Annotated in this window: 22 protein-coding genes; 2 read left to right on the top strand and 20 right to left on the bottom strand. The window is 69.8% G+C overall.

The window, feature by feature from the left end; translation table 11 throughout:
* Window position 1: 1 nt before the first annotated feature.
* The 7 genes from ACFW0G_RS15540 to ACFW0G_RS15510 all read right to left on the bottom strand — a co-directional run bounded on the left by ACFW0G_RS15540 (window position 2) and on the right by ACFW0G_RS15510 (window position 6,945).
* Entirely contained in the window at window positions 2-1,069 is a 1,068-nt protein-coding gene (locus ACFW0G_RS15540) for a methyltransferase (protein ID WP_378325881.1), read from the bottom strand.
* A gap of 34 nt (window positions 1,070-1,103) precedes the next feature.
* Window positions 1,104-2,321: an aminotransferase class V-fold PLP-dependent enzyme gene (locus ACFW0G_RS15535; protein WP_378325880.1), complete on the bottom strand. Its 1,218-nt coding sequence runs from the start codon at window positions 2,319-2,321 to the stop codon at window positions 1,104-1,106.
* Window positions 2,318-3,454, bottom strand: coding sequence for a hypothetical protein (locus ACFW0G_RS15530; protein WP_378325879.1), 1,137 nt, complete (start codon window positions 3,452-3,454; stop codon window positions 2,318-2,320). Before ACFW0G_RS15530 ends, ACFW0G_RS15535 begins: the two co-directional genes overlap by 4 nt.
* Window positions 3,455-3,760: 306 nt before the next feature.
* The gene (gene pip / locus ACFW0G_RS15525) at window positions 3,761-4,711 is read right to left on the bottom strand and encodes a prolyl aminopeptidase (RefSeq protein ID WP_378325878.1); all 951 of its coding nucleotides are present in this window, start codon (window positions 4,709-4,711) and stop codon (window positions 3,761-3,763) included.
* A gap of 34 nt (window positions 4,712-4,745) precedes the next feature.
* Window positions 4,746-5,975, bottom strand: coding sequence for an RNA polymerase sigma factor (locus tag ACFW0G_RS15520; RefSeq protein WP_378325877.1), 1,230 nt, complete (start codon window positions 5,973-5,975; stop codon window positions 4,746-4,748).
* A complete protein-coding gene (locus ACFW0G_RS15515; protein WP_378325876.1) occupies window positions 5,972-6,307 on the bottom strand; it encodes a YciI family protein in 336 nt (111 codons plus the stop codon). The genes ACFW0G_RS15520 and ACFW0G_RS15515 overlap by 4 nt, the downstream gene beginning before the upstream one ends.
* Before the next feature lie 11 nt (window positions 6,308-6,318).
* On the bottom strand, window positions 6,319-6,945 hold the full coding sequence (locus ACFW0G_RS15510) for a dihydrofolate reductase family protein (protein WP_378325875.1): 627 nt from the start codon (window positions 6,943-6,945) through the stop codon (window positions 6,319-6,321).
* A 130-nt stretch (window positions 6,946-7,075) separates the two neighbouring features.
* Between ACFW0G_RS15510 and ACFW0G_RS15505 the strand changes: the two genes are divergently transcribed.
* Window positions 7,076-7,927 (top strand): alpha/beta fold hydrolase, encoded by an 852-nt coding sequence (locus ACFW0G_RS15505; RefSeq protein WP_378325874.1) that lies wholly within the window; start codon window positions 7,076-7,078, stop codon window positions 7,925-7,927.
* A gap of 18 nt (window positions 7,928-7,945) precedes the next feature.
* Here ACFW0G_RS15505 and ACFW0G_RS15500 read toward each other — a convergent pair whose 3' ends face one another.
* Together ACFW0G_RS15500 and ACFW0G_RS15495 are read right to left on the bottom strand one after the other, a co-directional pair.
* On the bottom strand, window positions 7,946-8,314 hold the full coding sequence (locus ACFW0G_RS15500) for a hypothetical protein (protein ID WP_378325873.1): 369 nt from the start codon (window positions 8,312-8,314) through the stop codon (window positions 7,946-7,948).
* 45 nt (window positions 8,315-8,359) lie between these two features.
* Entirely contained in the window at window positions 8,360-9,217 is an 858-nt protein-coding gene (locus ACFW0G_RS15495) for an alpha/beta fold hydrolase (protein WP_378325872.1), read from the bottom strand.
* Window positions 9,218-9,399: 182 nt separating this feature from the next.
* Between ACFW0G_RS15495 and ACFW0G_RS15490 the strand changes: the two genes are divergently transcribed.
* Entirely contained in the window at window positions 9,400-10,149 is a 750-nt protein-coding gene (locus ACFW0G_RS15490) for a dienelactone hydrolase family protein (RefSeq protein WP_378325870.1), read from the top strand.
* Window positions 10,150-10,258: 109 nt separating this feature from the next.
* Here ACFW0G_RS15490 and ACFW0G_RS15485 read toward each other — a convergent pair whose 3' ends face one another.
* The 11 genes from ACFW0G_RS15485 to ACFW0G_RS15435 all read right to left on the bottom strand — a co-directional run bounded on the left by ACFW0G_RS15485 (window position 10,259) and on the right by ACFW0G_RS15435 (window position 25,147).
* Window positions 10,259-10,912 carry a hypothetical protein gene (locus tag ACFW0G_RS15485; protein WP_378325869.1) on the bottom strand — a complete coding sequence of 218 codons (654 nt, stop codon included), beginning with the start codon at window positions 10,910-10,912 and terminating at the stop codon, window positions 10,259-10,261.
* Between the two features lie 83 nt (window positions 10,913-10,995).
* Window positions 10,996-11,649 carry a type I-E CRISPR-associated protein Cas6/Cse3/CasE gene (gene cas6e / locus ACFW0G_RS15480; protein ID WP_378325868.1) on the bottom strand — a complete coding sequence of 218 codons (654 nt, stop codon included), beginning with the start codon at window positions 11,647-11,649 and terminating at the stop codon, window positions 10,996-10,998.
* A complete protein-coding gene (cas5e, locus tag ACFW0G_RS15475) occupies window positions 11,640-12,344 on the bottom strand; it encodes a type I-E CRISPR-associated protein Cas5/CasD (protein ID WP_378325867.1) in 705 nt (234 codons plus the stop codon). Before cas5e ends, cas6e begins: the two co-directional genes overlap by 10 nt.
* The gene (gene cas7e, locus ACFW0G_RS15470; RefSeq protein ID WP_378325866.1) at window positions 12,341-13,462 is read right to left on the bottom strand and encodes a type I-E CRISPR-associated protein Cas7/Cse4/CasC; all 1,122 of its coding nucleotides are present in this window, start codon (window positions 13,460-13,462) and stop codon (window positions 12,341-12,343) included. Before cas7e ends, cas5e begins: the two co-directional genes overlap by 4 nt.
* A gap of 18 nt (window positions 13,463-13,480) precedes the next feature.
* A complete protein-coding gene (gene casB / locus ACFW0G_RS15465) occupies window positions 13,481-14,029 on the bottom strand; it encodes a type I-E CRISPR-associated protein Cse2/CasB (RefSeq protein WP_378325865.1) in 549 nt (182 codons plus the stop codon).
* The gene (gene casA / locus ACFW0G_RS15460; protein WP_378325864.1) at window positions 14,026-15,669 is read right to left on the bottom strand and encodes a type I-E CRISPR-associated protein Cse1/CasA; all 1,644 of its coding nucleotides are present in this window, start codon (window positions 15,667-15,669) and stop codon (window positions 14,026-14,028) included. Before casA ends, casB begins: the two co-directional genes overlap by 4 nt.
* Complete coding sequence (gene cas3, locus ACFW0G_RS15455; protein WP_378325863.1) at window positions 15,666-18,035, bottom strand: CRISPR-associated helicase Cas3'; 2,370 nt, start codon at window positions 18,033-18,035, stop codon at window positions 15,666-15,668. Before cas3 ends, casA begins: the two co-directional genes overlap by 4 nt.
* Window positions 18,036-18,229: 194 nt before the next feature.
* Window positions 18,230-19,255 carry a metallophosphoesterase family protein gene (locus ACFW0G_RS15450; protein WP_378325862.1) on the bottom strand — a complete coding sequence of 342 codons (1,026 nt, stop codon included), beginning with the start codon at window positions 19,253-19,255 and terminating at the stop codon, window positions 18,230-18,232.
* Between the two features lie 364 nt (window positions 19,256-19,619).
* Window positions 19,620-20,681: a Dyp-type peroxidase gene (locus ACFW0G_RS15445; RefSeq protein WP_378325861.1), complete on the bottom strand. Its 1,062-nt coding sequence runs from the start codon at window positions 20,679-20,681 to the stop codon at window positions 19,620-19,622.
* Window positions 20,678-24,478, bottom strand: a complete 3,801-nt coding sequence (locus ACFW0G_RS15440) for a S8 family serine peptidase (RefSeq protein WP_378325860.1) — start codon at window positions 24,476-24,478, stop codon at window positions 20,678-20,680. Before ACFW0G_RS15440 ends, ACFW0G_RS15445 begins: the two co-directional genes overlap by 4 nt.
* 183 nt (window positions 24,479-24,661) lie before the next feature.
* A complete protein-coding gene (locus tag ACFW0G_RS15435; protein WP_378325859.1) occupies window positions 24,662-25,147 on the bottom strand; it encodes a hypothetical protein in 486 nt (161 codons plus the stop codon).

Below are 25,147 nucleotides of genomic sequence, written 5' to 3'. Positions count from 1 at the left end.
CTCACCGCACCTCGAAGGCCAGCACGGACAGGCCCTGCCCGGGGATCAGCGGGGTGATCCCCGCCAGCCGCAACCCCGCGGCGGCGCCGAGGGCGCGGAACTGGGCCGTCGTCCGCTCGCCGGCGTCGAGCAGCAGCAACATGGCCAGATCCCGTTGGCTCGCAACGAACTGGCCCGGGTCGGCCGGTGCCGCGGGCACCTCGTCCAGCGTCCGCTCGATGACCGCGACCCGGCCGCCGCCGGTGAGGGCGGCCGCGCACCGGCGCAGGATGGCCGTCGCCTCGTCGTCCGGCCAGTCGTGCAGGATGTTGGCCAGCAGGCAGACGTCCGCCCCGGCGGGGAGCGGGTCGAAGAAGCTGCCGCCGAACACCGTGGCCCGATCGGCCACCCCGGCGGAGCGCAGCACCGCATCGGCCCGCGCCACCGTGTCCGGCCGGTCCACCAGCGTCCCGGTGAGGTGGCGGTGTGCCGCGAGGACGGCGGCCAGTGCCAGCCCGGTCCCGCCGCCGACATCGGCCACGTGCCGGACGCCGGACCAGTCGTACCCCGCGGCGATGGCGGGCCCGACCGCGGCGGCGTGTCCCGCCATCGCGCCGTCGAAGGAGCGGCCGAGTTCGGGGTCGGCGGCCAGATCGTCCCAGAACGGGCGGCCGGAAAACGACGCCCAGACGCTCTTGCCGGTGCGTATCGCCGCCACCAGCCCGGAAATCGCCTCGTCTCCGCGGCGGGCGAACGGCTCTGCCTGGTCGAGCGCCCTCGCGAGCCCCGCCCGATGTCCTTGGCACAGCACCGCCCCGAGTTCGCCGAGTTCGACCCGGTCCGCCGACGGTGCCCGCAGCACCTCCAGCAGCACCAGATACCGGACCAGCCTGCGCAACGCCGATGGCTCGGCGCCCGCCCGGAGCGCGAGTTCGCCGACGTCGGTGACGCCCTCGGCGATGAGATCGGGGAGCCGCAAGGTGACCGCGGCCCGCAGAGCCCATGGCGTGAACAGGGTGGCGGCGCGTGCCACCTTCGCCACCGCCTCGTCGTCCGCAGTGCCGGTGTCCGCGATATCTTTGTCCGCCAAGCGTCTTCTCGCTTTCGGTACACAATGGACGAAGTCAGGTGTGCGCCTTGACAAGTCGCGCCAGCGCTTCCGCCCCGCGATCGATGTCGCCGAAGGTGTTGAGCACACCGGGCGCGAAGCGGACCGCGCTGCTGCGGTACGGGGTCTGCCCGGCGATCACGCCGTCGGCTTCGAGGAGTTCGACCACCTTGGCGGGGTCGAGACCGGGCACGTCGAAACACACCATGCCCGAGGTCAGTTCCGCATTGTCCGGGGTGCGCACCCGCACACCCCGGATGCCGGCCACCGCCGCGCGGCAGTGCTCGTTGAGGGTGTGGATCCGTTCGGCCACTCGCGGTTTGCCCAGCGCCTGGTGGAAGTCGAAGGTCTCCGCCAGCGCCCAGCGGTGTTCGTACGCCGGGAAACCGCCCGGCGTGCACAGCCGCGCCTTGGGTGCCTTCTCGTCGGGGGAAAACCCTTGGTACCACGGCCAGAACACCTCGACGTCGAACGAGGTGACGATCGGCCGCACCGCCGCCCAGCCGCGCTCGCTCCCCCACACCAGGCCGGTGCCCCGTGGACCGAACAGCCATTTGTGGCAGCCCGCGACGAAGAAGTCGCAGCCGAGGTCGCCGACCTCGAAGTCCTCCACGCCCATCCCGTGCACGCCGTCGACGCAGACGAGGATTTCGGTGCCGGGGGCCCGCCCGCGGTTGGCCTCCGCCACCACCGCGCCGATCCTGGCCAGTGGCAGTTTGACCCCGGTCCCGGAGTGCACCCAGGTGAGCGCCAGCAGCCGGGTCCGCTCGCCGAGGCCGCGCGCGACGGCGGACACGATCTCGTCCGCGGTCGCCGTGCGCGGATCCTCGTAGAGATCGATCGTCCGATGTGCCGCTCCGCTCGATTCCGCCTTGAACCGCAACAGTTCCTTGGCCGCGTAGTGCTCGTGGCCGGTGCTGAGGATCTCCTGCCCTTGGCGCAGCACCATGCCGGTGAAGACCACCGCCAGGCCCATCGTGGTGCTCTCGGTCAGCGCGATCGAGTCGGGATCGGCCGCGAGGTAGTGCCCGGCCTTCTCCAGCACCCGCCGGTGCAGGTCGTCCCGCCGGTGGAAATACAGAGCCGGATTGCGATCGAGACCCGCACGGTGCCGTTCGATGGCCGCCCGGACGGGGCGCGGATGCGGCGCGATCACCGAAAGGCTCAGATGCACGTACGCGGGATCGAGATCGAACTCGGCCCGTACCCGGGCCCAGTCGGTCTCCTCGGTCACTTCTCGACGCCCCAGCGACGCGATTCGACCGGGGTCAGCTCGATGAGTTTGGCGCCCCGCCGGATCGCTTCCTCGTCCAGTACCGCGATATTCGCCGGTGCCGGATCCGGTGACAGCCGTCGCTCGTGTGCTTCCGCGATCTGGTAGATGTCGAATCCGTACTGGTTGCGCATGATCCGGTAGCCCAGCTCGTTGATCATGCAGTTCGTGCTGCAGCTTCCCGTGTTGCGGGGGACTTCCCAGCCGATCGCCTCGAGATCCGCGATGATCCGCTCGGTCGGCGGTTTCGGCACGAATTCGTAGAACGGGACGAGCGCTGTCCCGCTGTAGCCCGTGCGCAGCAGTTCGGCGGCCTCGGGCGCTTTTCGTTCGGCGTGTTTGCGCAGCAGCGAAACCTGATCCTCGACCACTCCGTCCAACGGCGTCAGGCCGTCGACCTTGACGATCGGGCTGTCCCCGGCGGTGGTCCGGTTCTGCCCTTTGTGCGTGCCGACGAAACACAGCGGGATCGCGTTGTCCAGGCAGAACACCGAAGCCTGCGCGAGAATGGTGGAGAAGCACGGCCAGCAGGCCGAGCCCCACGACATCGCGGCGCGCAGCAGCGCGGGGTCGTCCTCCTCGTTCATCGCGAAACCGAGCCGGAACAACGTGTTCATCGGATCGCGTTCCGGCCGGGCGATGACCAGTTCCACGCCGAGCTTGTCACACAACGATCGCGCGTTGCGGATGGCGAGCGGCGACTGGTATCCCTGGTCGAGCATCCAGGCCACCACCCGGACGTCCCGGGCGGCCAGGTCGTGCAACATCCAGCTGGAGTCCTTGCCCCCGCTGTAAAGCACCACCGCGTCGGCCTTCGCCCCGGCCCGCCGGGCAGGCACGCTGGCGACCAGTTCGCCGAGTTCGGCAGGCAGTTCGCCGACCTCCTCGCCACGGCTGATCCGGAAGACCAGGTCGAGCAGCGCGCCCCGGTCCTCCGGTTCTCGCAGGTCCGCGGGATCCGGCGGATTCACGCAATGCGTGCACAGATCCGTCGCGGCCGGGACCTCCCTGCCGTCGAGGCCCGCGATGAATCTGTCGTAGGCCAGCGGCATCCCGCAGCGCGTGCAAACCGACCGATCCGGCGCGACAGACATCGGAATTCCTTTCCGGCAGCGGGAATCATCGGTGGCGCTCGCCACCGTCACGAGGAACCAACCCCAGTTGGCCGAACCCCAGCCGCGGCGTGAACGTGCCGCGTCTTCCCAGGTTAAGCAACGGTGAACCGGTGGGACAAGGGTCCAGACGTGTAATGCATGATCACTGCCTGTGGCCCCGAAACCGCTGTCTCTCCACATAGGACAGATGAGAGGCAACCGCTGAAGGCGCTACTCGAACGGCTCATTGACCCTCGCGAAACACATCCCGGAAACTGGAGGACGGACCGGCGCGGGGGATCCGTGTCAGCGGGTGGCGAAGCTGGCCAGTGCGGCCAAGGTCCAGGCGAGTTTGGTGACGCTGCCGTGGTGGCCGGACTGGTCGTCGACGAGGAGTTCGGCGCCGGGCCATGCGCGGGCGAGTTCCCAGGCGGTCGTCACCGGGCAGCTCAGGTCGAGGCGGCCGTGGATCAGGACGCCGGGGATGTCCGCGAGGCGTCCGGCGTCGCGGATCACGGCGTTCTCCTCGAGCCAGGCGGCGTGGGAGTAGTAGTGCGCGGTGAGCCGGGCGAACGCCACGCTGCCAGGGTCCGGATGACCATTGTGGACGGTCAGGGGCGCGTTCGGTTCCAGGGAGAGGACGGTGTCCTCCCAGGTGCACCAGGCGTTCACGGCACGGTCACGCACCCGGGGGTCGGGATCCTCCAGCTGCCGCGCGTAGGCGGCGAGAAGGTCGTCGCCGTTCGGGGCCAGGCTCGAAAACCGTTGCCATGCCTCGGGAAAGAAGCGCGCGGCGCCGCGGTAGAGCCAGTCGATCTCGGAACGTCGCGCCGTCGAGATGGCGCTGACCACGATCTCCGAGACCCGATGCGGGTACCGCTGCGCGTAGACGAGGGCCAGTGTGCTCCCCCACGAGCCACCTGTCACCAGCCAGCGGTCGATGCCGAGGTGCGCGCGAAGCCGTTCCAGATCGGCGACGAGATGCTCGGTGGTGTTGTGCCGCAGATCGGTGGCGGGGTCGCTCGCGTGCGGCACGCTGCGTCCGCAGCCCCGCTGGTCGAACAGCACGGCCCGATAGCGTTCGGGATCGAACATCCGCCGCATCTGCGGTGAACAGCCCTGGCCGGGGCCGCCGTGCAGCATCACCAAGGGCTTCCCGGCCGGCTTCCCGCAGGTCTCCCAGTAGACGTGGTTACCGTCGCCGACGTCGAGCAGTCCGTGGTCGTACGGTTCGATCGGCGGAAACACCCCGGCCATGCACTGTCCTTTCCCGACAGTCTTCTGTGGACACTCAGCGCAGCTCGGCGAGCCGCCCGGCGAGGAACGCGCGTTCGACGTCGTTGCCCGCCAAAGCGAGAGCCTGTTCGTACGCCACCGCGGCGTCGGCGTCCCGACCGAGGCGGCGCAGCAGGTCCGCCTTGACCGCGGGCAGGTAACGATAGCCGGAAAGCCGGGGATCCCCTTCCAGGTTTTCGATCTCGGCCAACGCGACTGCCGGGCCGTCGACCATCGAGACCGCTACGGCGCGATTGAGCGCGACCACGGGCGAAGGCCATACCTTCCGCAGCGCGTCGTAGAGCACAAGGATCTGTGCCCAGTCGGTGTCCTCGTAGGCAGGCGCGTCCGCGTGCAGCGTCGCGATGGCGGCCTGGAGGGCGAACCGGCCGGGATCACCACCACGGAGCGCCTCGACGACCAGTGTGTCCGCCTCGGCGATGGCCTGCCGGTCCCAGGCCGCGCGGTCCTGGTCGGCCAGCCGCACGAGTTGTCCGTCCTCAGTGGACCGAGTGGCCCGGCGGGCATGGTTGGCCAGCAACAACGCGAGCAGCCCGGAGACCTCGCGTGCACCGGGCAGCAGGTCCCGGAGCACGCGTGCCAGCGCGAGCGCGCGTTCGGCGAGGTCCTCGTCGGCCAGCGCGGGCCCGGTCGGCGCGGTGTGCCCGGTGGTGAAGAGCAGGTGGATCGTGGTGAGGACCGCGTCCAGCCGGCGCGGCAGCTCGGCAGGCGCGGGGAGCCGGAAGGGGATCCGCGCTCCCGCGATCTTCTTCTTCGCGCGGGTGAGCCGGGCGGCCATGGTCGTTTCCGCGACCAGGAACGCCTTCGCGATGTCCGGAGTGGACACACCGCAGACCAGCCGCAGGGTGAGCGCGACCTGCGCCTCGGCGGACAACGCCGGATGGCAGCACAGGAACACCAGCCGCAGCCGGTCGTCACGCACCACCGGATCCTCGGGGAGCACCGTTTCGGCCGCCGCGGGCTCGACGAGCAGCGGCAGTTTCGCACGCAGGGTCTTGGCCCGGCGCACCGCGTCCAGCGCGTTGTGCCGGGCGGCGGTGGTCAGCCAGGCTCCCGGCCGGGCCGGGACGCCACCGCGTGCCCAGGCCGCCAGCGCGTCGGCATAGGCGTCCTGGACGCATTCCTCGGCCAGGTCGAGGTCGCGGGTGACGCGCACCGTCGCGGCGAGCACGGTGGCCCACTCGCGACGGTGCGCGTCCGCGACGGCCCGTTCGGCCGGGGTCACATCTCGAGCAGCGGCCGCACCTCGACCGCGCCGTCCATGATCGGCAGCAGCTTCCCGACGGCGATCGCCTGGTCGAGATCGGCGGCCTCCACGACGAAGAACCCGGCGATGACCTCCTTGGTCTCCAGGAAGGGACCGTCGGTGACCAGGCCGTCGCGGTGGATGGTGCGGGCCGCCGCGCTGGGCTGCAGTGCCTGCTCGTGGACGACCTTCACGCCCATCTCCGCGATCTTCGGCCCGGCGGCCAGGTTCGCTTCCATCACCTCGGGCGGGATGTCGGCCACGCCGCCCGGCGTTTCCTTTTCGTAGATCAGAATCGCGTACTGCGGCATCGTCCGTCCCGTCACCAGTTCCCGGTTTCCGGCCCCATCGCACCGTACTCGACCACGCCGTCCCGGACGTAGTGGCTGATCACGACGCCGCTGCCGGAGACCGTGGTGCACTCGTGCCGGAGCCGGCCGGGGACGGTCCCGGTCCCGAAGAGCCGCTTGCCCGAGCCGACGAGCACCGGGAACACCAGCAGCTGAAGCTCGTCGACGAGGTCGTGCGCCAGGAGCGTCTGGAGCAGGTCGCCGCTGCCGTGGACCTGGATCTCGGCGCCCTCGCCGCGTTTGAGTTCGCGAACCGCTTCGGCGACGTCGCCGGTGAGCAGCGTCGAGTTCCGCCACGACACGGTGCCCAGTGCCCGCGACGCGACGTACTTGGGCAGGCCGTTCATCCGGTCGCCGATCGGATCGCCCGGTTCGGCCAGCGGCCAGGTGGCGGCGAAGACGTCGTAGGTCCGGCGGCCCACCAGCAACGCGCCGGCTTCGGCGGTCAGCCCCGTCATCAGCCGGAGGATCCCCTCGTCGATGTGCGGTACCGCCCAGCCACCGTGCTCGAAACCGTCGTCGCGGTCCTCGTCGGGGCCGCCGGGCGCCTGCATGACCCCGTCCAGGGTCACGAACGTGATCGCCTTCAGTTCGCGCATGTCGTTCCTTCGCTCGTACCGATGCCTTCCTCACCTACGGCGAACGACACCGCCCGCGATCGACAGCACCGGCCGCCGAATCCGTTCCCCTCTGGACTAAGGTAAGCCTTACTTGATGGCGGGAGGCGGGATGACGGCGAGCACCCACACGTTCGGCACGAGCGGATTCGTGCCGCTGGACGACGGCCGCAGGCTGCACTACATGGAACGCGGCACCGGCGGGCCGGTCGTGGTGTTCGAATCCGGCATGGGCTTCTCACGGTCCACCTGGGGACTCGTGCAACCGGCCGTCGCCGGGCACGTCCGCGCGGTGGTCTACGACCGGGCGGGCACGGGCCGCAGCGACCCCGATCCGCGGCCACGCACGCTCGAGCGGATCGCCGGCGATCTCGGCGCGCTGCTGACCGCGCTCGGGCCGGGCCCGTTCATCCTGGTCGGGCACAGCTGGGGCGGGCCGATCGTGCGCGTGGCCGCGGCGGCCGATCCGGGCCGCGTCCGCGGTCTCGTCCTGGTGGACCAGAGCGACGAGAACTGCGACCTGTTCTTCGACCCCGCGACGGAAAAACGGCATCGGATGATGCAGTTCGCGTTGCCGCCGGTGGCCAGGCTCGGACTCTACCGGCTGCTGGGCAGCAAACCGGGCCGCGTCCAGCCCGCCGACGTCGTCACCGATCACCGGGCCGAGGACTTCACCATGCGGGCCGTCGGCGCGATGCTCGCCGAAATGGCGCCGTTCCCCGGCGAACTGCGCGGGCTGCGGGACCGGCCGCCGGTACTCGGCGGCTTCGACGTCAGCGTCATCACCGGCATGCGGTCGACGCGGTTGACCGCGAGCACCCGCAAGGCGATCACCGCGGCCCACCGGCGCACCGCCTACGCGCTGCCGAACGGACGGCTGGTCGAGGCGTCGAAGTCCGGCCACCTCGTGATGTTCACCGAACCGGAGCTGATCATCGGCGAGATCCTGCGCATGCTCGGGTGACCGCGAGGAGTACGGCCCTCACGGCCAGAAGATCAGGACTCCGGCCAGCGCCAGGACGTAGACCGCGAAAGCGAGCACGGCGGTGAGCCACGCACGACGACGAGCCCGGTGCGCGGGACCGAAGGCCGCGGCCAGCGCGGCCGCGCCGGTGACGACGAGCCAGGCGTAGAGGCCGTACTGCGTCACGCCGACCAGCAGCATCAGGAAGAACACGCCGGGGCCGTCCAGCCCGGTGCGGCCCCACAGCCCGGCCACCGCGATCAGGACGAGGAGCACGCCCAGTGCCGGTCCGGCGAGCAAGCCGTGGAGCGCGCCGGTGACCGCTTTGCGACGCAGGCTCGATTCGCCGGAGCCGAGGGCGGGCGCGAGGGAAACGTCGGTTCGCATGTCCGCGAGCCTGCCGATCCGCCCGCCCTCGCCGCATCCGCGGAACTACTCAGTTCGGCCCGCCGTGTGCCCCAGGAGTGCGGACGCGACGGTGTCCCAGACGACGCTCGGCAGCTCCTGCCCGACGCCTTCGAGTGGGAGCAGCAGCGCGCCGGGGATCTCGGCGGCGAGCGCCACCGCGTTGCCGTACGGGAAGAACCGGTCGGCGGTGCCGTGCAGGACGAGGGTCGGCACCGCGAGTTCGCCCAGCCGCTCGCGCCACCGCGCACCGGGATCGGTGGCCGCGATGTTGAACGACGACGCCATGTCGGTGGCCCGGTCATACGTCCGTTCGAGGACCGAGCGCACCGACGCCTCGTCGAAGTGCGGAGCCCCGGAGGACGCGGCCCTCGCGAACCCGGCCTGGTACTCCACCACCGCCGTCCGATCCGACCAGTCCGGCTGTGGCGTGCCCGTCACGTATGCCATCACCTCGGGAGCGTGCTCGGGCAGGTCGGGGTCGCTCGGGCCGTGCGCGGTCGGCCTGGTCGACACCAGGGCGAGCGTGGCGACGCGCTCCGGGTGGTCCAGCGCGGTGAGCTGCGCGATCCACCCGCCGACGGTCCTGCCCACGATGTGTGCCTTCGGCAGTCCGTACGCGTCGAGCAGGCCGACGGCGTCGGCGCTGAGAGCACGCAGGTCGTACTCGGGCGCGCCGGGCGGGTACGTCACCGACCTGCCGTGGTCGCGCAGGTCGTACCGCAGCACGAACCGGCCCCCGGCGGCCAGCCGCGCGCACAGCCCGGCGTCCCACGACAGCATCGAGCCGCCGCCGATCAGCAGCACCGCGGGGTCGTCCCGGGTACCGAAGGTCTCGACGGCGAGTTCGACGCCGCCGGTTTCGACGATCTTTTCCGTGTTCATGCCCCACCGACGAAAAGGAAGGCGCCGTTTCGACACCCTCGCTATGCTGTGCGGCGATGACTACCGGGACGGCCACGCGCCACACACGGATTGGTGACCCGGTGCTCTTCTGAGCGCCGCGCGGGCTCCACCCCTGTCGTGTTGATCACGAGCTCCACACATCAACCACGACAGGAGAGTTCATGCCCACCAAGACACTGCGGATTTCCACCGCGGACGGCGAAGCCGACGCCTTCGCCGCCTTCCCCGACGACGGCGACCGGCACCCCGGGGTGCTGATGTACGCGGACGCCTTCGGCGTGCGGCCCGTGCTGCGCGAGATGGCCCGCGAACTGGCCGGGCACGGGTACTACGTGCTCCTCCCCAACCTCTACTACCGGCACAGCCCGGCGCCGGTGATCGACCTTCCCGAGCACATCGGCGAAGAGGTCCGGCCCGCGGTCTTCGAGCGGCTGATGCCCTTCATCGAGGCACACACCACCGAACGCGCCCTGCGCGACGCCGACGCCTACCTCGGGTTCCTCACCGCGCAGCCGGAGGTCGGCGCCGGTCCGGTCGCCGTGACCGGCTACTGCATGGGAGCGGGCTTGGCGATGCGCACCGCGACGGCCCATCCCGATCAGGTGGCCGCCGTTGCCGGGTTCCACCCCAGCCCGTTGGTCACCGACGCGCCCGACAGCCCGCATCGGCTGGTCTCCGGGCTCGCCGCGGAGGTCCACATCGGTCTCGCCGAAGGCGACATGTCCTCGGAGGCCCTCGGCGAACTCGAACAGGCGCTGGATGACGCGGGGGTCGGCCACAGCTGCGAGATCTACCCCGGCACGATCCACGGCTTCACGATGTCCGACACGGCTGCGTTCGATCCCGCCGCGTTGCGGCGTCACTGGGAACGCTTGCTCGCCCTTCTCGGCCGTACGCTCGGGGAGAGCTGAGACACCTCTGTCCTTTGTGGACTTCAAGGCCGTGAAGGCCTCCTTCGCAGCGTTGAGCGCTGTGAAGGAGGCCTTCACGGACCACGCCCACCTCCGAGCGCGGCGTCTTTCAGAGGCGGTTCACCACTTCGGTGCCGACGTCGGTGACCGCCTTGACGAGGACGTCGTCCGAGAACGGGGTGTTGCCCAGGAAACCGACGTCCCAGCCCTCGAACTGGACGAGCACGTGCTTGCCGTTCTTGGTGAACTGCAGCTGGCTCTGGCGGATGTTGCTGCTGCCGGAGCCTTTCAGGCCGAGACAGGTCATGTCGCCGATCGGCGGCGGCTGGGCCGGCGTGCCGTCGCACTGGGAGTCGTAGTTGGTGCTGTCGCTGACCTGGAACGTCAGCTGACGGTGGCCGGGACCGTCCTGGCCCTTCGTCTGCACCCAGACGCACGAGGTGTACCCCGTCTGTTGCGAACTCAGGGGCGGATAGGGATTGGTGGTGCGCAGCGCGGCCAGCGTCTGCGGGCTCACTGCCGCGCAGGCCTTGCCGAGCTGGGCGTTCGATGGTGGCTCGCCGCCGTCGGCGTGCACGTTCTGGTAGATGACGAACACCGTGATCCCACCGCCGAGCAGCAGGATCACCGGGAGGGCGATCGCGGTGATCAGCAGCCCGAGGCGCCGTTTCTTCGGTGGCGGGTACCCCGGCCGCGGCGGGTAGCCGTAGGGCGGCTGACCATAGGGCGGCAGCGGCCCGCCAGTCCATTGTGGTGAGTTCATTACCGCGCCTCCTCGTGCCCGCTGCCCGCGATGATCGTGCCGCATCCGCCGCACGCGCGTCCAGGAGACCACAATGGACGATGTCAGCGGGTACGCGGCGGTGCGAGGCTGAGCAGGCCGCAGCCGTACGCCTTGGCCCGGCCGACGCCGTCGGCCAGCGCACGGGTGAACGCGCAGGTGTCGGTGACGACGAGATGGCCGTCGAAGCGGACCGGTTCGACGGTGATCTTCTTCGTCTCCTTCTTGTGCCCGCTGATCGTCGCCAGCGGCGTCGCGGCGACGTCGGGCCCGCCATCCCCGGCCGCGGGAATGACGAACCCGTGGCGTTCCCCCTGCCGGATCAGCCAGGCGAGCTGCTCGGCAGGCAGCCGGAGCGGGATGCGTTTGCGGGTCTCGTGGCCGCATTTCGTGGGATTGGCGACCATCCGGAAGGCGAACCTGCGCCCGGCCGTGACGGCGTCGAGCACGGGACGCAGCGACCGCACCTCGGCCGGTGCCGTGAGATGCCCGGCCGGCAGCTTGGCCCAGTCGGGTTCGGTGTGGCTCTGGACGTACTGCACGAACCCGCCGCGACTGCCGTCCAGCCGCCACAGGACGCCGTGGGCCTGCCGCTTCTCGACCGTCGCGGGCGGATCGGGGTAGACCGACATCAGCGTGCGGTGCATGTCGTGGACATTGGCGTAGTCCCGGCGGAACGTACGCGCGCGGACGTCGACGTTCAGTTTGCTCAGGAACACGGCGGCTCTCCCGTGGTGATCAGGTCGTCGGTCAGGGGTACCTCGCCGATCCGGACCGCGCGGGTGGCGAAGCGGCGGGCGGTCCGGGCGAACGACAGCGGGACGTCGTGCCGCGGCTGGGCCCCGGCCTCGCGCACCCCGCAGTCGACCACCGTCCGCAGGCCCGGCCGCTCCTGGTGGTTCCCGACCGCGGCCCGTCCGGGATGTTCGAGCCAGGGATGCTCCCGCAGTGTCCGTTCGAGGGTGCCGTCGTGGATCCCGCTCAGTACGGGACGGGCGGGCACGAAGGCGCGGCGCCCGAAACACAGCGGCCATCGTGGCGCGCGGACGGCGTCGGCCAGCTGCCCGAGCAGGGTGCCGGGGCCTTCGAGGGCGACGAGGAACAACGCGTCCGCGAGGTAGTACCGCTCGCTCACCACCGTGCGATGTCCGGTGCCGAGCGTGGTGGGGACGTTCTGCGCTGTCTGGTAGTCGCGTTCGAGGAGTCCTTCGCGATCCACGCGGATGCCCAGCCGCAGCGCGGCCAGCTCCGCGATCCCGGCCTCGTCGTCGCGTTCGACGCCCATGGCGGCCGCGAGCAGGCCGACCACACCGGACTTCGTCGGCTCCAGCGCGGTGTCCCGCAGCACGCCGCAGGAGCGCAGCCCCCACGACTGCATGGGCGCGTCGAAACACAGGGCCAGCGTGGCCGTCATCCCGCGGCGCTCAGCACGCGGGAGGTGAATTCGCCCGCGGAGACCGCGAGTTCGGTTTCCCCGGTGTCCGGAATCGTGCCGGTCACCGACGCGGCGACGGCGGCGCGGATGCCGCTGTCACCGTAGAACCCGCGCAGCTGCCGGAAATGCCGGATGAGCCGGGCGGTGGACTCGGCCATGAGGTCGCCGGCGGTCACGGGTGCGAGGAACGCGTTGGCGAGGTTCCAGGCACCCGCGTCACGCACGACACCGAGCAGCGTGTCGGGCATCGTGCGGGCGGCCATCGAATTCTGTTTCCCGCTGGGCACGGCGTGGATGAACGCGCCGAGCCACGCCTTCGCCGAGCGTGCCGTGAGTTCCTCGTCCCCGCCGAGGTTCTCGCGCAACCGGCCGAGGTCGAGATTGGCGTAGCGGTAGTAACAGGCGGAAGTGAAGTCGATGGTGCCGATCATGTCCGCACCGGCCTCCGCGTCCGGTTTCAGGTCGTCGACGGCGGTGTAGAAGTCGAATTCGGTTGCCACGGCGTGAGTCGACAGGGCGTGCGCGACCTGGGAGGCGGCGTCGACGCTGAAATCCTTGTTGTCCGCGATCATCCGGCCGAACAACGCCACGTCGGCGACCCGCGTCGCGTCGAGCATCCGCCGGGCTTCGGCGAGCGCGTTCTTGTCCGGTTTGACCTTCGCCGGTTTCTTCTTGCCGTCCTTGGCCGCCGCCGCGGCCGCCAGCTCGTCCCAGTGCCCGTCGCAGTAATCGGCCAGGTGCTGGACCGCTTCCCTGCCCACGAACAACAGGTATTCGGTGAGCCCCTTGGCCTGGTCGACACCGAAGCCGAGGTGTTCGAGGCCCGCGGTGACCACGGCGGGCGCGGCCTGCTCGTCGCGGCCCCGTTCGGCGAGCAGCCGCACGGCGCGGTCGCGCAACCGCTTCGTGCGCACACCGGTCTCCTGCTCGCCGAGGCCGTGTTCGGTGAACAGGAGCCGGGCGGACCGTTTGAGGCACTGGCTGGAGATCCGGCCGCGGGTGCTGCCGCCGAACGTGGCGGTCTTGGGCTGGCCGACGTCGTCCCGGTTGAGGTTGCTGACCGGAAAGGACTGGAGCAGGTGCAGTTCGATGATCACTGGTTCTCCGGATGGTTCTCAGAGGGTGGCGGCCGGTGCGGGGCTGTGGAAGTCCCGGGCCCACCGCAGCCGGACGCGGTGCGCGGCGGGTTCGCGGTAGTCGTCGCCGAGCAGGATCACGAGATCGTCCAGAAGTGCGCCGTAGTTGACCGGGACGTCGTCGGAGGCCAGCAGCCGGACGAGCTGCCGCAGGTGATGCGGCAGGGCCTCGCGTTCGCGGCCCAGCAGCTGTTCGAACCGGCGGGTCACGGACTCGCCGCGTTTCTCGCGCAATGCCCGCATCGAGGTCCCCAGCGACCGGTCGCCCCGGCGATGCGGCTGGGGATGTGCGGCGAACAAACCGGCCACCAGCAGCCAAGTGTCCTGTTCGGACTCCGGCGGATCGTGGCGGAAGACGAGTTCGTACGCCTCGCTCTGCTGCCGTGGTCCCGCGAGGCTCCGCCGCAGGCGCGCGAGTGTCCGGCGGCAGTCCGACTGGTGCCGGGGAATGCCCGAGCCGGCGCCGTTGTGCAAGGCGTACAACGCTTTGACGAACGTGTCGCGTCGTTGCGCGACCGAGGTGCTCACCGGTTCGGCCCCTTCGTGAGGTATTTGGCGGCGTGGGCGTCGAAGGCCATGGCGATCCTGGCCAGCCGCAGCCGGAAAGCGGCGTGCTCCTTCCCGAGCATGCTGAGGCTGCGGTCTCCCGCCGCGACCCCGGCGGCCCAGTCCTCGGCGGCACGCTCGGCGATGAGCGTGACCGCGCGTTTCCACGTCGCGGCGGCCCGTGCCTCCGGCCGTCCCTCGAGCCGAGCGTCGTTGACCGCGCGCAGGAAAACGGCGAACGGCTGCGGCAAGGCAGGCCAGTAGGCGAGGTCGAGGGTCACGTCGGGCCTGGCACGCAACGACTTGTGGTACTCGCCCTGCAGGGAACGCAGCGCCGCGCCCGCCTCGTCGGCGAGCTGGATCGCGCTGCCGATCAACCCGGCCAGCGCGTCATCGGTCGCCCGCACCAGTGCCACCGGCGCGAGGACCTCTTCTTCGAGATAACCCTCGACGACCGAAGATTTCGCGTCCAGCTGCTGACCGAACACCCGCAGCGTGTACAGCGTGTCCGGCGGGATGTGCTCGTACTCCACGAGTTCGGCGATCTGTTTGAGCGCCCTCGGACGTTGCCGGGTCCGTTCCTCTGCCCAGCTGTCTTCGAGCAGCAACTCGACGCTGTGCCGCCAGATCCCGCGCACCGGATGCAGCCGCAGCGGCAGCATCGGCGCGCCGGGTTTCGGTTTTCCGTCGGCTCCCACCGGCGTCCGGTAGGCCGCCATGAGTTCGACGTCCGGCAACTCGTCGAGAAGGCGTTCGCCGGGCGTCAGCACGGCTTCGGCGACGACGGGGACGCCGTCGACGATCTCCGGCAGCAGCCGGATGCGGCGGGCGGGCCAGGTCAGCAAATCCGTCCAGCCCAACGCGTTCCGGGAACCGGGATGCGGTGAGGGCGGCTCCTGTTCCCACGCGGGCGCGTCCTCGGACGTCGTCAACAGCGGTTTCTCGGCGCTCGGGGCGTACCGCACCGCGTTGAGCAGCAAGGTCTCCTTCAGCGTGGCTCCCTCGACGAGCACGACACCGAGCCCCGAACATGGCGCACGCACCGAGTTCTTTTCCTTCAGGTACGGCGTTTTCATCCCGCCCGGGTCGAAGGCCTGCGCGGTGACGAGCCATCGCGCGGCCTCGGCCGGAGTCAGCTCGACGCGGTCCTCGGCGGTGGTGTGATCGAACAGCGTCACGTTGTTCCCGACGGACCGGTGCGGGATCAGTTTCGCGACGCTGGCCTTCCGCTCCGCAGGCAGCTCCGGACATTGCAGGAACGGCCGCTCGGAGTCGAAGAGGTCGAACTGTTTCGCGTTCGCGTCGAAGTACGCCGTCAGCGGAGTGACGTCGAAGGCGTCTTCTGTCCACAATGTACCCCAGTCCTGCCGCCGCTCCGGCCCGTAAACCCGGTGGAACAGGGCCAGGACGAGCCGGTACAAGGCCGCTGTCATCGGCGGGGTATCTCCGGCGATCCGGCGGATCAGGTGGGCACGCGACAGCACTTCGCGCAGGCTCACCTGTTCCAGCGCGTGGTCGAAACCGACCACCGGGAGCCACGGTTCGGCGCCGACGTCGAAGGAGGGGATCATGACTCCTCCTCGCTCGCGTAGCCGCAGAACGCCGGACAGCTCGTCGGTCATCGGCGGTTCCCCCGGTTCTTCCTCGTCTGAGTCTGCTTCGGACGCTCCGTCAGCTCGGAGAGATCTTCGACCGCGTAGGGCAACGGGAGATACCTTGTCCGCGCGGCCTTTCTGTCTTTCGCGATGACATCGTCGAGGTACTCGCTTTCTTTGTGCCACATCGTTTCCCAGCCCGAAGGGCACTCGACGCGTGCGCCGTAGACAAGGTCGACGATACCGGGAATGTCCACAGGGGACTCGATACGCTGCCGGTTCTTCAGCAGTGCCCAGGTGCGCATGAGCACGATCGGCGCGTAGACCGTTCTCAGGTAGGGCGGAAATTCCGGACCACTGGGAGTATCGGCGACGCCCGTGACGACCAGCACCTGCGGACCGCGCGCGACGTCCCGCGTGTGCCGGTGGACCCGGCCCGCACGCTGGATCATCGCGTCGATCGGGGCCAGATCGCTGACCATACCGTCGAAATCGAGGTCGAGGCTTTGTTCGAGGACCTGCGTACCGACGACGATCGCCCGGCGTGGCCGCTCACCACCCTGCCCGAAACTACGACGCAGCTCTTCTTCGACCGGCTGCCGTTGCCCGGCGGGCAGTGTGCCGTTGATGGCGACCAGCATCGGACGTTCGTCTTCGGGCATCAAGGCGATGCGCTGCCCCAGTGCGTCGTACGTCGCGACGGCCCGCCGGACGAGGTTGTGGATCACCGCGACACAACGGTCGCGCATCGCGTGCCCGAGCAGCCACTCCACGACATCCTCGTCGGCGACGTGTTCGAGGCGGATCACCCGGTCCTCGTTCACCGGGGACACGTCGGCGGCATGCACGACAATCTCCTGGCCGTCGGCGACGAGCACACCCGGGTAAGACGTGCTCGGCGTGTCCGCGATCTCCCGGGGATGGCAGCCACGGAATCCCGCCTGCCACGCGGCGAGCAGGTCGTGGCGTCGCTTCGCGGGCAGGGTCGCCGACAGCAGGACCACCGGTGCTCCCAGGGCGCCGAGCCACATCAGCAAGCGCTCCAGCAGTGTCGACATGTAGACGTCGTAGGCGTGCACCTCGTCGAACACGACGACCTTGTTCGCCAGCGCGGCGAGGCGGACGAACACATGGCCCGACCGGATCGCACCCTTGAGCGCCTGGTCGACGGTCCCGGTGCCGAGCATGGCGAGCAGGTTCCTCTGCCGGGTGAACCACGTCTGTGCCATGACGTCCCGCGGGTCGTCGCGCCCCGCGTCGCCGGGCCGGGCGACCAGGTGGTCGCGGGCACCGGAATGGGCAAGGTGCACCGGCGTCTCGTCGCCGAGCCCCGCCAGCATGCCCTCGATGACCGCGTGCATCTGGTCGCTGGTCGCCTGGGTCGGCATCGCGACGTAGACGCCCGCCATGCCCAGCCGGCGCACCATCGTCGCGGCCGCCTGCAGAGCCGCTTTCGACTTGCCCTCGCCGGTCGGTGCCTCCGCAAGCAGCATGACCGGGCCGGAAATCCCCTCGGTCACCCGCTCGACCACGGTTTGCACCGGGAACGGCGAGCCGGGGAACAGCGTCGCGAACGTCGTCCGCGCGGGTGGCTGCCAGGGCGTCATCCCGAGCCTCGCCACCGCGGCCTCGGCCCGTACCTGGGCGCCCTTGGCATAGGCGGCCAGGTCGAAGTCCCCTTCAGGAGACGGGAAGCCGGCCGCGTCGGAGGCGATCCAGTCGCTCACCGTCGCGAGCGCGGCCAGCCCGGTCAGCGCGTCCAGCGACAGCCGGACCTCGTGCCAGTGCAGCGATCGCGGATCGGGCAAGCCGAGCAACCGGGCCAGTTCGAGGACCATGTCCGTGCGCCGCTCCGCCCACGCCGCCCCACCGTGGGCGTTGCGCTCGCTGCGCGCCTGCGCGACGCCGCTGCTCGCCGGGAAATGCCCATGGTGCCCACCCAGCGCCACCGCGAGGGCGATCGCCGTCTCCCGCGTCGTGCCCCACGAGAGCAGCAGGTCCTTCACCTGCTGGGCGGTCAGCAACCCGTGCGGGGTGTCGACCCGGCCGGACAGGCCGCCGGGCCTGCGCATCAGGGTGAGATCGCCGAGCGCCCACGGCCCCAGCCGGGTGACGGCGAGCGGGAAATTGAGCGACTGAAAAGTCGGCGAATACTTTCCTATGTCGTGAATACCGCACAGTAATGCCACCCATGACCGCGGATCTCGCAGTACCGCACACGATTCCCGCAGCACGCGCCAGCGCCTGCCCGCCAGCAGGACGGGAGCCAGTATTCCCGCCACCGCGGCGGTGTCGAGCAGATGGCAGATCAGCGGATGACATGCGCTCCGACCTGCCGATTTTCCCCACGGCGCACCGAAAACCGGACCGCCGGCACTCCCGTCCCCCCGCACCTCTCCCCCTCCGTGAGGTCGGACACGTTACTCCAACGCTCCGGCCGCCTTTCACCGGCACGACTTTTCCGAAATGATCATCGTGCGCGGCGCGGTAAAGGGGACACTCGATGCCGTGAAGGCCTCCTTCACAGCGTTGAGCGCTGCGAATGAGGCCTTCACGGACCGTCAATCCATAAAGGACGGTCTGAGGGTCACCATGGGCCGCCGATGGAGTTGTGCAGCGGGACGGTGAGCTGCTTGAGCCAGGTGCGGGTGGTGAAGTCGCGCGCCTTGATGACGACCGAGCGAAGCGAGACCTCGATCTGGAGCCCCTGGTTGAACGCGCCGCCGAGCGACACCTCGCCGCCCTTGCCGTCGTCCATCCAGCCGACCTGCACGGCGGCGGTGTTGACCACGGTGAAGCCTTCGAGGTTGCCGGTACCGGGGACCACCCGGCGTACCACCCAGTCGGACAGGTTGAGATCCCAGTGCGTGTGCCCGGAGAACAGGAAGACGTCCGGGTAGCGGCCGAGGATCGAGAGCAGGCGGTCGGGCTGCAGGTAGTCCGACAGGTAGAGCTTGTTGTGGGTACCGGAAACCGTGTTCGGCAGCGGGTGGTGGGTCAGCACCATCACCGGTTTGCGCCGGTTCGACCAGTAGCGCAGGCGCTGTTCCAGCCAGGTGAACTGCTGGTCGCTGATCCAGACCTCGTCCCAGAGCTTCGGGTCGTGGTACTTCGCGTAGCGCTCGGTGCCGAGGCACAGCACCGGGATGCCGCCGAACGACGACTCGCTGTAGATCGTGTTGCGCCCGGCGAAACGGAAGAAACTGCGGAACAGCGAATCCTCGGTCGTGCCGTTGGGCCAGGTCTCCTGGGCGAGCGTGTCCGGGTCCCGCCACTTCGGCACGTAGAACTCGTGGTTGCCGATCGCCCAAGCGACCTCGCGCGGGTGCCGGTGCTTGTCGAGCGTCTCGCGGACCTGGGCGTACTCGAAGTCGTAGCCGCGCGGGGTGATGTCCCCCGCGATGCCGAGGCCCGCACTGCCCGGGTTGATCGCGTCCAGATCGTCGAGCGCGCGGCCGAAGTCGGCGAGGTCGCCCTGGATGTCGCTGAGGATGTTGAACCGCACGACCGGTCCGGACGGTCCCCATCCCGGCTGCGCCTCCGCCTGACCGGGAACCAGCACGGTCCCCGCCGCGGCGGCACCGGCGGCCGCCATGAACGCTCTGCGATCCATCTTCCGAACTCCTCACGTCTGAACGTCGTTCGCGAACGTAAGCGAGTGATCCCGAGCAGATGTGGACTACGGCTGTCGCACACATGTACGGGAACCGAACATCCTTTCGTGGGTTCCCGATGTGCCGAGGGGGTCATTCGGTGCGTTCGATGCACCGAGGGACGCCCTTGTCGCGCTGGTGTCCACAATGGATATCGTCCCCGCCCAGGCGGGGCTGTTCCTCAGTGCGCCGGATCGTCGGAGTTCGTCGTGCCGTCTTCCTTGCACGTGTAGGGGGCGTCAAGTCCGTGAATGCCACATTGACGGGCTCTGAGTCCCTCAATGTGGCATTCACGGAACGCGGTCCCCTCGCGGGCGAGGTCTGTCAGCGTCCGGAAAGCATTGTGGCGCCGAGGAAGTCGTCGCCCGTCGCACCCGGCAGAACGAAGTAGTAACCACCACCGAACGGCAGCAGGTACTTCTCCAGCGCCTCACCGGCCAGCCGCCGCTGGATGGTGGCGAAGCCCAGCTCCACGTCCCGCTGGAAACACACGAAGATCTGCCCGCTGTCCTCCGGGGTACGCCGATAGGAGTGACTACGGCGCAGGATCTGCCGCGCGTCGCTGCCCGGCGTCCGAGGGTTCGCGCGGCGGATGTGGGCGTCGAGAGCGATCACCCGGCCCCCAGGATCGTTGGTGTAGTCGGGTTTCTCGTACAGCCTGGCCTGCCCGAGCGGCGCCCCGGTGTCCTTGCTCCTGCCGAACACCCGTTCCTGGGTCGCGACCGGCTCCGCGTCCCAGATCGGCATGGCGAGCCGGATGAGGCGGACGACCTGATAGCTCCCGCCCGCGCACCACGCGGGTTCGTCGTCGCCGGGTTGGACCCAGATGTGCTGGTCCATCAGCCCGGCGTCCGCCGTGTCGGGGTTTCCGGCGCCTTCCCGGAAGCCGAACAGGTTGCGCGCTTCACCGCCGGGGTGGAAGCCGGGCAGGCGCCAGCGCGGGGTGACGCCCGGGATTTCCCGCGCCAGCGCCGTTCTGATCGGCTCCTCGGTGTCCGCGCTCACCTGGACGAGCAGATCTCCGTGGCACCACTGGGAATCCAGGACGTCGTTGCGGAAGGACGGCATGGGGGTCAGCCGTCGCGGACGGTCGAGGCCGAACCGTCCGTCGAACAGCGAGGCCCCTACCGCGACGGTCGCCGTCGCCCCGGGCGCCGGCGCGCTCAGGGCCCGCAGTACCGCCGCGAGTCCGTCCCTGTCCCGAGCCGTCACGTCGAAGGCCACCAGTTCCGTCCTGGCCAACGCCGGGTCCACCACCCCCGGTTGATGCGGCAAGGCGCGGGATGGCGACGGGGCGGGGACGTACGGGCCCGCGCATCCGGCGAGGCCCGCCACGCCCACGGCGGCCAGGAACGACCGCCTGCCCCAGGTTTTCCGTCCTGTCACGGTGACCGGACCAGACCGACCGCAAGCGACCCCGTCCCCGCGACGGACGGATCGATGAGCACCACGTAGGTGCCCGCCGTCGGCAACGCCGGGAGGTCGTACGGGTTCAGGTCGGGCTTGTAGGCCCTGTCGACCAGAGTGGTCCCGTCCGGTTTGAGGACGGTGAGGGAGAAGATCTTGTCCGCGAACGTGCTGCCGCTGAACGTCAGCCTGAGCTTGTCACCGGCCGCGCCGGTGAAGGAAACCTTCCCCTCCTGCCCCGCGCGGGGCACCGACACCGCGACCGCGGCACCGCCCACCGTGACGGTCCCCGCGTCCGCGGGAGCGGACAGGGTCAGCGTGACCGTTCCGGTGGCGCTGTTGGTCGGGCTCACCAGGATCTCATAGGCGCCGGTCACCGGAAGCACCTCGAACACGTACCGGTCGGCACCGGTGGTGTGGGACCCGTAGCTCAGCGTCGTCCCGTCCGGTTGGTAGACGCGGATGAAGTGGTTGCCGAAGCCCGTCGTCGCGTCGGTGACACCGAGGCTCAGCCGCTGACCGGCCGTACCGTCGAACTTCAGGCGGGTGTGCTGCCCGACGCGGCCGGCCGTGATCGGCTTGGCCGCGCCGCCCACGGCGATGGGGCCGGCCGCGACCTCCTCGGACAACGTGGCCTTGAGGGTCCCGGTGTTCGCACTGCCGCTGTTCACGGCCAGTTCGTGACCGCCGGTCTGCTTGAGTGCCGGGAAGATCGCGCCACTGCCGTACTTCTCCACGTTCAGCGCGCCCCCGTCCGGCCCGGTGGCCACCGTGTTGGGGGAGCCGAACTGCCACGACAGGTCGGTGAACGCCAAGCCGAGCCGTTGCCCCGCCGTGCCGTCGAACCTCAGCCGCGCGTGCTGCCCAGGCCTGCTCAGTGTCAGCGTCTTGGCAGGTCCGGAGGTGGTGATGTCACCGGCGTCCGCCTCGGTCGACAGCCACAGCTTCCCGCCGCCGGTGCTTCCACCGAAGTAGTCGCCGACGACCACCCGGTACCTGCCGGGCGCCGCGGTGCGGAACCGGACGGGCGAGCCGGAATAGAGGACCAGCGGGTTCCCGGCCCTGGTCCCGTTCTGGTCGAACACGTGCACGGTCAGGTACTGGGTGCTCGGCTGATCGGTGACACCGAGGTCGTACCAGGTGTTCTGCGCGCCGTCGAAGGAAAGGTCCACGGACTGGCCCGATCTGGTCAGGCTGTACGGGAATCCCTGCGCCGCCGGGTCGGTCGTCCCGGTGAGGCTCTTCGAGAGCTGCACGGTGACCGCACCGGTTCCGGCGGCGTCCGGATCGACGAACACCTGATACGACCCGGTCGTCGTCAGTGCCGGTATCGGGATGTAGCGGCTGGTCGCCGGGCTCGTGTACGACGGGCCGTTGTTGTTCTCCACCGTGAACGAGCGGCCTGCCGGGTCGACGACCCACACCTTCGCGAAGGTCGTGACGGCGTTCGACGGGATGCCGAGGCCGAGCTTGTCGCCCGCCGTGCCGTCGAACCGCAGCCGGAGCGCCTTGTCGACCGGGATGGTCTGGGTGACGGCCGCACCGTCGGCGACCAGGGTGCCGCCGTCGAGGAGATCCGTCGCCGCGGCCACGGTGAACGTGTAGGTGGTGGGCGCGGACGGGGCGCCGCCGTCGATGGCGCGGACCGTCAGCGTCCGGCGGCCGGCCGCGCTCGGCGTGACGGGTACGGAAACCTCGCCGGTGCCCGCGACCTCGGCCGGCTGCGCGTCGGTGTCGAGCTGGTACGAGTACTTCTTGACCGCCTGCGCACTGCCCGGTTTGAAGGTGAAGCCGCCGGTCAATCCCGCGCCACCGCTGGGACGTCCGTCCGCGGGATAGTCGTAGGAGGACACCACCGGGGCCGCGGGCGGTGGCACGTCGGCGACCACGAAGTCGTACGGCACCGGAGCGGAAGGCTCGCCGACGGCGTTGAACGCGCGCACTGTCAGCGTCCGGCGGCCCGCCGCGTCCGGGGTGATGGTCACCGACGCCTCGCCGTTCGTCGCGGTTACTTCCTTCGGCTGTGCTTCGCCGTCCAGCTGGTACGAGTACTTCGCGACCGGCACCGAGCTGCCCGGTTTGAAGACGAACGTGCCGCCGACGCCGACACCGCCGTGCGGCTGGTTGTCGGCGGGATACACCGCCGACGACACCACGGGCAACGCGACCGCGGGTTCGGCCAGCACCAGGTTCCAGCCGACCAACGCACCCTCGTCGAAGCCGAAGTTGTCCCGTACCACCAGTTTCCAGACCCCATTTGCGTCCTTTGTGGACATATCGGTGAGCGAGTAGGTCTGGTCGAGGTTGGGGGTGGCGTCGGCGCCGTCGGCTTCCTTCAGCACGCGCTCCGAGCCGTCGGGCGCGACGAGGCGGACCGAGAGGTCACCGCGTGCCGGATGTTCGGCGCGCACCCGCACCGTCGCCGTCGACGCCACTTTTCGGGGGCACGCGGTCAGTTCGATCGTGCTCGTGACGCTGCCGAGATCGGGAATGGACCGCCGGGAGTCGTTCGTGCCCGAACAGACCATTTGCGGCGGCACTCCGGTGTAGAGCATCTTGTTCGGTGAGCCGGTTTTCAGTGTGTCCTGCTTCAGCACGCCGACCGTGGCCCGGCCGAGCAGCGCGTTCGTCACCTCGGCCGGTGCCAGGTTCGGCGACTGCGACAGCAGCAGCGCGGCAGCGCCCGCCACGTGCGGGGACGCCATCGACGTGCCGCGGAGGATCACCGTCGCGGTGTCGGTGGCGTTGTGCGCCGACTTGATGGCTTCCCCGGGGGCGAACAAGTCGAGGCAGGGGCCGTAGTTCGACGCGCTGACGATCGAACTGCCCGGATCCTTCCAGTCCCGCGCCCGCTCGTCGACCGGGTTGCTCGCGCCGACGGTGATCGCCTCCGGCAGGGCGGCGGGGCTGGCGTTGCAGGCGTCCCGGTCGTCGTTCCCGGCGGACACCACGTAGGTGAGGCCGGAGGCGATGGAGTTCTTGACCGCGAGTTCCTGGGCCGCGGACTTCCCGCCGCCCAGGCTCATGTTGACCACCGCGGGCCGCTGTGCGTGCTGGGTGATCCAGTCGACGCCCGCGATGATCTGGCTGACGGCACCGACGTTCTCACAGCTCAGCACACGTACGGAGACGAGCTTGACCTTCTTCGCCACGCCGTAGGTCGCACCGCCCACGGTGCCCGCGACATGCGTGCCGTGCCCGAAAGTGCTGCAGTCCTGGCCGTTCCAGCCGTCGCCGATGGCGTCGAAGCCGACGCTGGCGCGTCCCTCGAACTCGGCGTGGGACGTCCGGACCCCGGTGTCCATGATGTACGCGGTCACTCCGGCGCCCGCGCCATCCGGGTAGGTGTACGTGTCGTCCAGCACGGTGCTTCGCTGGTCGACCCGGTCGAGGTTCCACGGCGGGGTGGTCTGCGTGCCGGTGCTACGCACGACCGCGTCAGCCTCCACCCGGTCCACGCGCGGGTCGGCGGCCAGGCGCTTCGCCTGCTCCTCCGACGCCGAAAGCGTGAACCCGGTCAGCGCCGCCTGGTAGGTGCGCTCGACCTTGCCGCCGTACTTGCCCGCGAGCGAACTCGCGCTCGCGGCGGCCGCGAGCCCGGGCCGTGCCTTGAGCGAGACGATGTAGCGGCCCTCGATCACCTTGGCGTCCGCCGGTTTGTGCACCTGGCCTTCCGCGGCCTGTGCCGTCCCGGCGGAGCACACGGGAACTCCCGCCGCGACGGCCAGCACCGCCCCCGCGACGAGCCACCGACGCGTTCTTGCCCACGCACGCATATTCACGCCCCCAGCTACGCGGACGCCTGTCCGCACCGACCGTGCATCACTCCGTGGTGAGGCGAATCCTCACCCGTTGCGCTTCCTCAGGGTTGTCCAGCCAGATCCGCACGCGATGTCGACCGGGCCGATGTCCCCGTGCTCGACGGTGACGAGGAACATCGACACCGAATTGGTCCACTGCTATTCATCCCGGATCCGGATGAACCCGTGCGCCTTTTCGTCCGTGAGCCACTCCTCGGATTCATGGAACTCCACCAGTTCACGCAATGCGGCGCGGACTTCCGGAGTAGCGCCACGCACCGCATCGGTGAAGGCACGTACCGCGTCCGGTCCCGCGTGCGCGAGGATGAGCAGAACGTTGCCGTTGTTGTCCTTCGGCAGGGCGAGCAGGTCGCCGGCGGCCTGCGCCATTCCCTCCCCCAGGTCCTTGTGCGGGAACCGGGAAAGGGCCGCGTGCGCGGCCTGGTAGGCCCCGTAGTCGTCCTCGGCTTTCAGCGAGGCGACGATTGCCGCGACTCCTTCCGGCCCCTCCGCGCCGGTCACGGCGTCGGCGAGCTCGACGTACCGGTTCCAGCGGCGCTCGGCCTCTTCCGGAGGCGCCGAATCGTCGTCGTCCTGGATGAGGTCGCCGCACGCCACGATTTCCGCTTTCCACTCTGAAGACAC

The sequence above is a fragment of the Amycolatopsis sp. NPDC058986 genome (genome assembly GCF_042741125.1).
Taxonomy (GTDB): domain Bacteria; phylum Actinomycetota; class Actinomycetes; order Mycobacteriales; family Pseudonocardiaceae; genus Amycolatopsis.
This window is presented reverse-complemented; position numbering and strand designations above follow the sequence as displayed.

Coding starts and splice junctions, on each gene's coding strand:
- ACFW0G_RS15530 (WP_378325879.1), bottom strand. CDS start 3,454: ATGTCTGTCGCGCCGGATCGGTCGGTTTGCACGCGCTGCGGGATGCCG.
- pip (WP_378325878.1), bottom strand. CDS start 4,711: ATGGCCGGGGTGTTTCCGCCGATCGAACCGTACGACCACGGACTGCTC.
- ACFW0G_RS15515 (WP_378325876.1), bottom strand. CDS start 6,307: ATGCCGCAGTACGCGATTCTGATCTACGAAAAGGAAACGCCGGGCGGC.
- ACFW0G_RS15510 (WP_378325875.1), bottom strand. CDS start 6,945: ATGCGCGAACTGAAGGCGATCACGTTCGTGACCCTGGACGGGGTCATG.
- ACFW0G_RS15505 (WP_378325874.1), top strand. CDS start 7,076: ATGACGGCGAGCACCCACACGTTCGGCACGAGCGGATTCGTGCCGCTG.
- ACFW0G_RS15500 (WP_378325873.1), bottom strand. CDS start 8,314: ATGCGAACCGACGTTTCCCTCGCGCCCGCCCTCGGCTCCGGCGAATCG.
- ACFW0G_RS15495 (WP_378325872.1), bottom strand. CDS start 9,217: ATGAACACGGAAAAGATCGTCGAAACCGGCGGCGTCGAACTCGCCGTC.
- ACFW0G_RS15490 (WP_378325870.1), top strand. CDS start 9,400: ATGCCCACCAAGACACTGCGGATTTCCACCGCGGACGGCGAAGCCGAC.
- ACFW0G_RS15485 (WP_378325869.1), bottom strand. CDS start 10,912: ATGAACTCACCACAATGGACTGGCGGGCCGCTGCCGCCCTATGGTCAG.
- cas5e (WP_378325867.1), bottom strand. CDS start 12,344: ATGACGGCCACGCTGGCCCTGTGTTTCGACGCGCCCATGCAGTCGTGG.
- casA (WP_378325864.1), bottom strand. CDS start 15,669: ATGACCGACGAGCTGTCCGGCGTTCTGCGGCTACGCGAGCGAGGAGGA.
- ACFW0G_RS15450 (WP_378325862.1), bottom strand. CDS start 19,255: ATGGATCGCAGAGCGTTCATGGCGGCCGCCGGTGCCGCCGCGGCGGGG.
- ACFW0G_RS15440 (WP_378325860.1), bottom strand. CDS start 24,478: ATGCGTGCGTGGGCAAGAACGCGTCGGTGGCTCGTCGCGGGGGCGGTG.